At 68.8% G+C, this 4,631-nt stretch carries 6 protein-coding genes; 3 read left to right on the top strand and 3 right to left on the bottom strand.

Annotated elements, in window-relative coordinates; translation table 11 throughout:
• Positions 1-157 precede the first annotated feature (157 nt).
• Together AB0M65_RS40270 and AB0M65_RS40275 are read right to left on the bottom strand one after the other, a co-directional pair.
• Complete coding sequence (locus AB0M65_RS40270) at positions 158-1,402, bottom strand: MFS transporter (protein ID WP_364040743.1); 1,245 nt, start codon at positions 1,400-1,402, stop codon at positions 158-160.
• Positions 1,399-1,962, bottom strand: a complete 564-nt coding sequence (locus AB0M65_RS40275) for a helix-turn-helix domain-containing protein (RefSeq protein ID WP_364040746.1) — start codon at positions 1,960-1,962, stop codon at positions 1,399-1,401. The genes AB0M65_RS40270 and AB0M65_RS40275 overlap by 4 nt, the downstream gene beginning before the upstream one ends.
• Before the next feature lie 80 nt (positions 1,963-2,042).
• On the opposite strand from AB0M65_RS40275, the gene AB0M65_RS40280 reads away from it, so the two are divergent.
• Positions 2,043-2,339, top strand: a complete 297-nt coding sequence (locus AB0M65_RS40280) for a GlsB/YeaQ/YmgE family stress response membrane protein (RefSeq protein WP_364040749.1) — start codon at positions 2,043-2,045, stop codon at positions 2,337-2,339.
• Positions 2,340-2,416: 77 nt separating this feature from the next.
• Here AB0M65_RS40280 and AB0M65_RS40285 read toward each other — a convergent pair whose 3' ends face one another.
• Complete coding sequence (locus AB0M65_RS40285; RefSeq protein ID WP_364040752.1) at positions 2,417-2,611, bottom strand: hypothetical protein; 195 nt, start codon at positions 2,609-2,611, stop codon at positions 2,417-2,419.
• 201 nt (positions 2,612-2,812) lie between these two features.
• Between AB0M65_RS40285 and AB0M65_RS40290 the strand changes: the two genes are divergently transcribed.
• Positions 2,813-3,541, top strand: a complete 729-nt coding sequence (locus AB0M65_RS40290) for a phosphatidylserine decarboxylase (protein ID WP_364040755.1) — start codon at positions 2,813-2,815, stop codon at positions 3,539-3,541.
• Between the two features lie 3 nt (positions 3,542-3,544).
• On the top strand, positions 3,545-4,516 hold the full coding sequence (pssA, locus tag AB0M65_RS40295; protein ID WP_364040758.1) for a CDP-diacylglycerol--serine O-phosphatidyltransferase: 972 nt from the start codon (positions 3,545-3,547) through the stop codon (positions 4,514-4,516).
• Positions 4,517-4,631 lie beyond the last annotated feature (115 nt).

Consider the following 4,631-nt stretch of genomic DNA (forward strand, 5'->3'; position numbering starts at 1 on the left):
GGCGAGGTGAATCGGGCTGTTCCGAGTGATTCGGCCCTTCCGCCGCTCGACCCGTTCGACCCGAACCCCGACAAGCGGTACGAGGTTCCGGCGTCTGAGCCGAGGGAAGGGGGCCTTCACGCGACCCGGCAATGCTGGGCGGATCGCAAGTAGTCGACTACTTGCGATCCGCCGGGAAGTCACGGCACCGGCCGACCGGCGTGAACAGTAGGCCGACCACGGCGACGACTTCGAGCCCTGCCATCAGCCACAGTGTCTGCCGCACGCCGGCCGTCTCACCGAGGATCCCGCCGAGCAGGCCGCCGAGCGCGATCGCACCGAAGCTGAGCACGGACATGCTCGCGGTGACCCGGCCGAACAGCGCCGCCGGGACGTACCGCTGTTTGAAGGTGGCGTTGAGGACGTTCGACCCGACGACCCCGGCGCTCAGCGAGAACCCGGCGGCGACGAAGAACGCGAGGTCCCAGCCACCCTGCGCCAGCGGTCCCAGCAGCATCATCAGCGCGCCGAAGGCCTCGCAGAGCACGAAAGACCGCGCGGTGCCGACCTGCGCGGCGAGCTTGCCCGACAACATGGCGCCGAAAACCCCACCGGCGCCGACGAGTGCGAGCACGAGTCCGACGGCACCCGGCCCGACGCCGAGGTCGCGGGCGAGGAAGACGACTTCGATCGACTGGTAGCCCATGAGCGCCACGTTCGAAATCGCGCCGAAGACCGCGAACACACGCAGGTACCGGTCGTGGAGGACGAAAGCGAGGCCGTCGCGGATCTCGTCCCGCAGCCGCGACCGGGTCGTGACGACGCGTTCGGGCTCGCGGTACCGGATGGATCGCAGGCACAGCACGGAGATCCCGAAACTGACGGCGTCGGCGAGCACTCCGGTGACGGCGCCGAAACCCTGCGCCAGGAGCCCGGCGAGCCCGGGTCCGCCGATCTGTGCGACGGATTCGCTGCCCTGCAGCTTCTCGTTGGCCTCTTGGAGCTCCTCTTTGGCGACCAGCGAGGGCAGGTAAGCGCGGTAGGCGACGTTGAAGAACACCTTCGCGACGCCGCCCGCCAGCGCGACGACGAGCAACTGGGTCATCGTGAGCAGCCCGAACCACGCGGCGACCGGGACGCTCAGGAACACCAGCATCGAGAAGGTGTTGCACACCAGCATGATCGGCCGTTTCGGCCAGCGGTCGACCCAGGCACCGGCAGGCAGGCCGATGAGCAGCCACGGCAGCCAGGCGACCGCGGTCAGCAGCCCGACCGCGAACGTGCTCGCCCGCAGCGTGACCACGGCGACCAGCGGCAGCGCGACGACGGCGATGGAACTGCCCAGCACACTGGTCGTCTCGCCGGTCCACAGCAGCCGGAAATCGCGGGAGCGCAGCAATCCGCCGCGTTCGCGGGTGATCACGGCCGGGCCGGGACGGCTCGGGTGGAGAAGAACACCGGTTTGCGTTCCTGGCCGTCGTCCGGCTGCTCCCGGCCGCTGTACTCCTGGACCAGGGCCTGGATCCGGCCCTCGATCTCGGCCATTTCGGCGACCGAGAGCTTCATCCAGCTATCGGTGACGAAGGCGGCCCGATGCCACTCCTCCGGATAGTTCTCGCGTTCGGCGAACCATTGCCGCGCCATCGAGATCTGCCGTTCGAGGGCGAGGGATTCGGCGGCGGCCGCGACCGGGTCGTCCGGGAAATCCGACGGCGACCAGGAAACCGCGTACCCGACCCGGCGCCACCAGCGCTCGCGCCGGTCACGGGCGAGTTCGGGCGCCTCCTCGACCAGATCGCTGGCGGCCAGCACCTTCAGATGGTGACTGACGTTCCCGACGGCTTGCCCGGTCCGCTCGGCCAGTACGGACGCGGTGCACGGACCGTCGACGCGGAGGGCGTCGAGCAGGCGGCGCCGCAGCGGATGGGACATCGCGGCGAGCACCTTCGAATCGTGGACTTCACGCACTTCACGGTCGGCCATAACGCACAACAGTAGTTGCACAAGGTCTCTTGTGCAAGCGCTCTTGTGCACTGCTCCATTCGCGCTTGTAACCTGGTGGCATGGGTTTCTTCTCGTGGATCGTCTTCGGCGCCATCGCGGGCTGGCTGGCCAACATCGTGGTGGGCGGCCCGGACCGGCGGGGCGGCTGCCTGTTCAGCATCCTGATCGGCGTCCTCGGCGCGGCACTCGGCGGTTTCATCTACCGGATCGCGACGGGCACCGAGCAGTCCTTCGACTTCGACTTCCCCAGCTTCGGCGTCGCCATCCTGGGCTCGATCGTGCTGCTCGCCCTGCTGCGGCTGGTGCGCGGGCGCGATCGGCGGCCGCGTGATGCGCGGCCGCCCTATCGCCGGTGACAGTGGAGTAACCGTGGTAACGGTTTTCTCGCGACCGGTGATCACCGGTGTCCGACGAACTAAAGTGGGACTTTCGCTCAGTTCCAGCGGCCGTGGCCGGGTGCATATGCCGTCGGGGGGCATATGCACCCGTTCGCCCGCGCTTCGGCGATGACGGCGGCGGCACGGACGGGGTCGACGAGCGACGGCATCGGCGCCGCCGAAATGTCACTCTTCCAGGCTCGGAACAGTTCGGCGAGTCGCTCGCCTGCGGGGTCCGGACTGGCGGGCATGGGCGGGTCCTCAAAGTCGGCTATCGGCTCCAATCACCTAGAGTTATCGCCCTCTTCCACCTTCCGTTACCGGGATGTGGTCCCTCCCACCCGAGGCGGGGAAACCCTTCCGGGGGAGGCCACGCCCGGCCGTGGACAGGGCGGTAGCGTGGTGGCTCTTCATGCCCTGACCCCTGACACGAACTGCGGTGAACCCGACCAATGAGCGGCAACCGGCCGGAAGCCACTGGTAACCCACTCGCGCACGCCGTGAAGCTGGCACGTGAGACCGTTCCGCCAATGCACCCGGCCGGCAGGCCGTTCGTGTTCGGCGGTCTCGCCGCGACGCTGGTGCTGCGGAGGTTCTCCAAGCGCCTCGGCGTCGTCGGCGCACTCGCGACGGCCGCCACGGCCGCGTTCTTCCGTGAGCCGAAACGCGTTCCGCCCGCACAGCTCGGCCTCGCGGTCGCGTCGGCGGATGGCCTGGTCTCGCTGATCGAAGAGGCCGTACCGCCGCCCGAGCTGGGGTTGCCCGCCGAGCCGCGAACGCGGGTGAGCGTGTTCCTGTCGGTGTTCGACGTGCACGTCCAGAGGATCCCCGCGTCGGGTGTGATCGAACGGGTCGCCTACCGGCCCGGCAAGTTCCTGTCCGCGGACCTGGACAAGGCGAGCGAGGACAACGAGCGCAACTCCGTGCTCATGCGCACCGAAGACGGTCACGAGCTCGTCGTTGTGCAGATCGCCGGCCTGGTGGCGCGGCGCATCCTCTGCGAAATCCGCGAGGGCGACAAGGTCGGCGTCGGTTCGACGTACGGCATCATCCGCTTCGGCTCACGAGTCGACCTGTACCTGCCGCCGGGCAGCAAGGTCCTCGTCTCGAAGGGCCAGCGCACGATCGGCGGCGAGACCCCGATCGCCGAGCTGCCCTCGGCGCCGCACTCGGAAGGCTGATCCATGGTCCGCGTGACCACTCCCGGTGTCCGGCTGCTGCCGAACGCCATCACGGTGCTCGCCCTGTGCGCCGGTCTGTCGTCGGTGCAGTTCGCGCTGATCGGCAACTACCCGATGGCGATCGCGTCGATCGGGATCGCCGCGGTGCTCGACAGTCTCGACGGCCGGATCGCACGGCTGCTGGACGCGACGTCGAAAATGGGTCAGGAGCTCGACTCGCTGTCCGACGGCATCTCGTTCGGTGTCGCGCCCGCGCTGGTGCTGTACGTATGGCACGCCGAGGGTGAGCGGATCGGCTGGGTGGCGTCGCTGATCTTCGCGGTCTGCATGATCCTGCGGCTCGCGCGGTTCAACACGCTGATCGAAGACACCGAGCAGCCGCCGTACGCGGGCGAGTTCTTCGTCGGCGTCCCGGCGCCGGCCGGTGGTCTGCTGGCGATGCTGCCGCTGATCCTGGAGCTTCAGTTCGGGCAGGGCTGGTGGTCGCACCAGTACGTGGTGTGGGTGTGGACGATCGCCGTCGCCGCGTTGCTGATCAGCCGGATCCCGACGCTTTCACTGAAGACGGTGAAGGCGCCGGCGAAGGCGATCGCGCCACTGCTGGTCGGGGTGGGCCTGCTGGCCGCCGCGATCATCCAGTTCCCGCTGGTGGCGCTGGCGATCGCGCTGATCCTGTACCTGGCGCACATCCCGTACTCGATGTACCGGCAGCGCTGGCTGGCCAACCACCCGGAAGCCTGGATGGCGCCGCCGCGGGAACGCCGCGCGATCCGGCGGTCTTCGAGCCGCCGTCGTCTCGGCCTGCGCCCGCCGCTGCGGCGGGTGGTGGCCGGTGCCGCCCAGCGCGTCCGGCTGCAGCGCGGCGAACAGCACGTCGCGCGTGCTCCGCGCACCATCACGAACGAGAAGGACCGCGACAACGGCCGAGGCCCGCGTCGCCGCTCATGGCGCCGAATCGGCCTCCGGAAACGCTGATCGTCGCCGTGTTTTCAAGTACATGAAGGCCCCCTTGCTTGCGCTAGGCGCAAGGAAGGGGGCCTTCATGTACTTGGGGCCGCGAGCGATAGCAAAGGTCCCTTGCTATCGGACG

It is taken from the genome of Amycolatopsis sp. NPDC051071 (assembly GCF_040682875.1).
In the GTDB taxonomy this organism is placed as follows: Bacteria; Actinomycetota; Actinomycetes; order Mycobacteriales; family Pseudonocardiaceae; genus Amycolatopsis.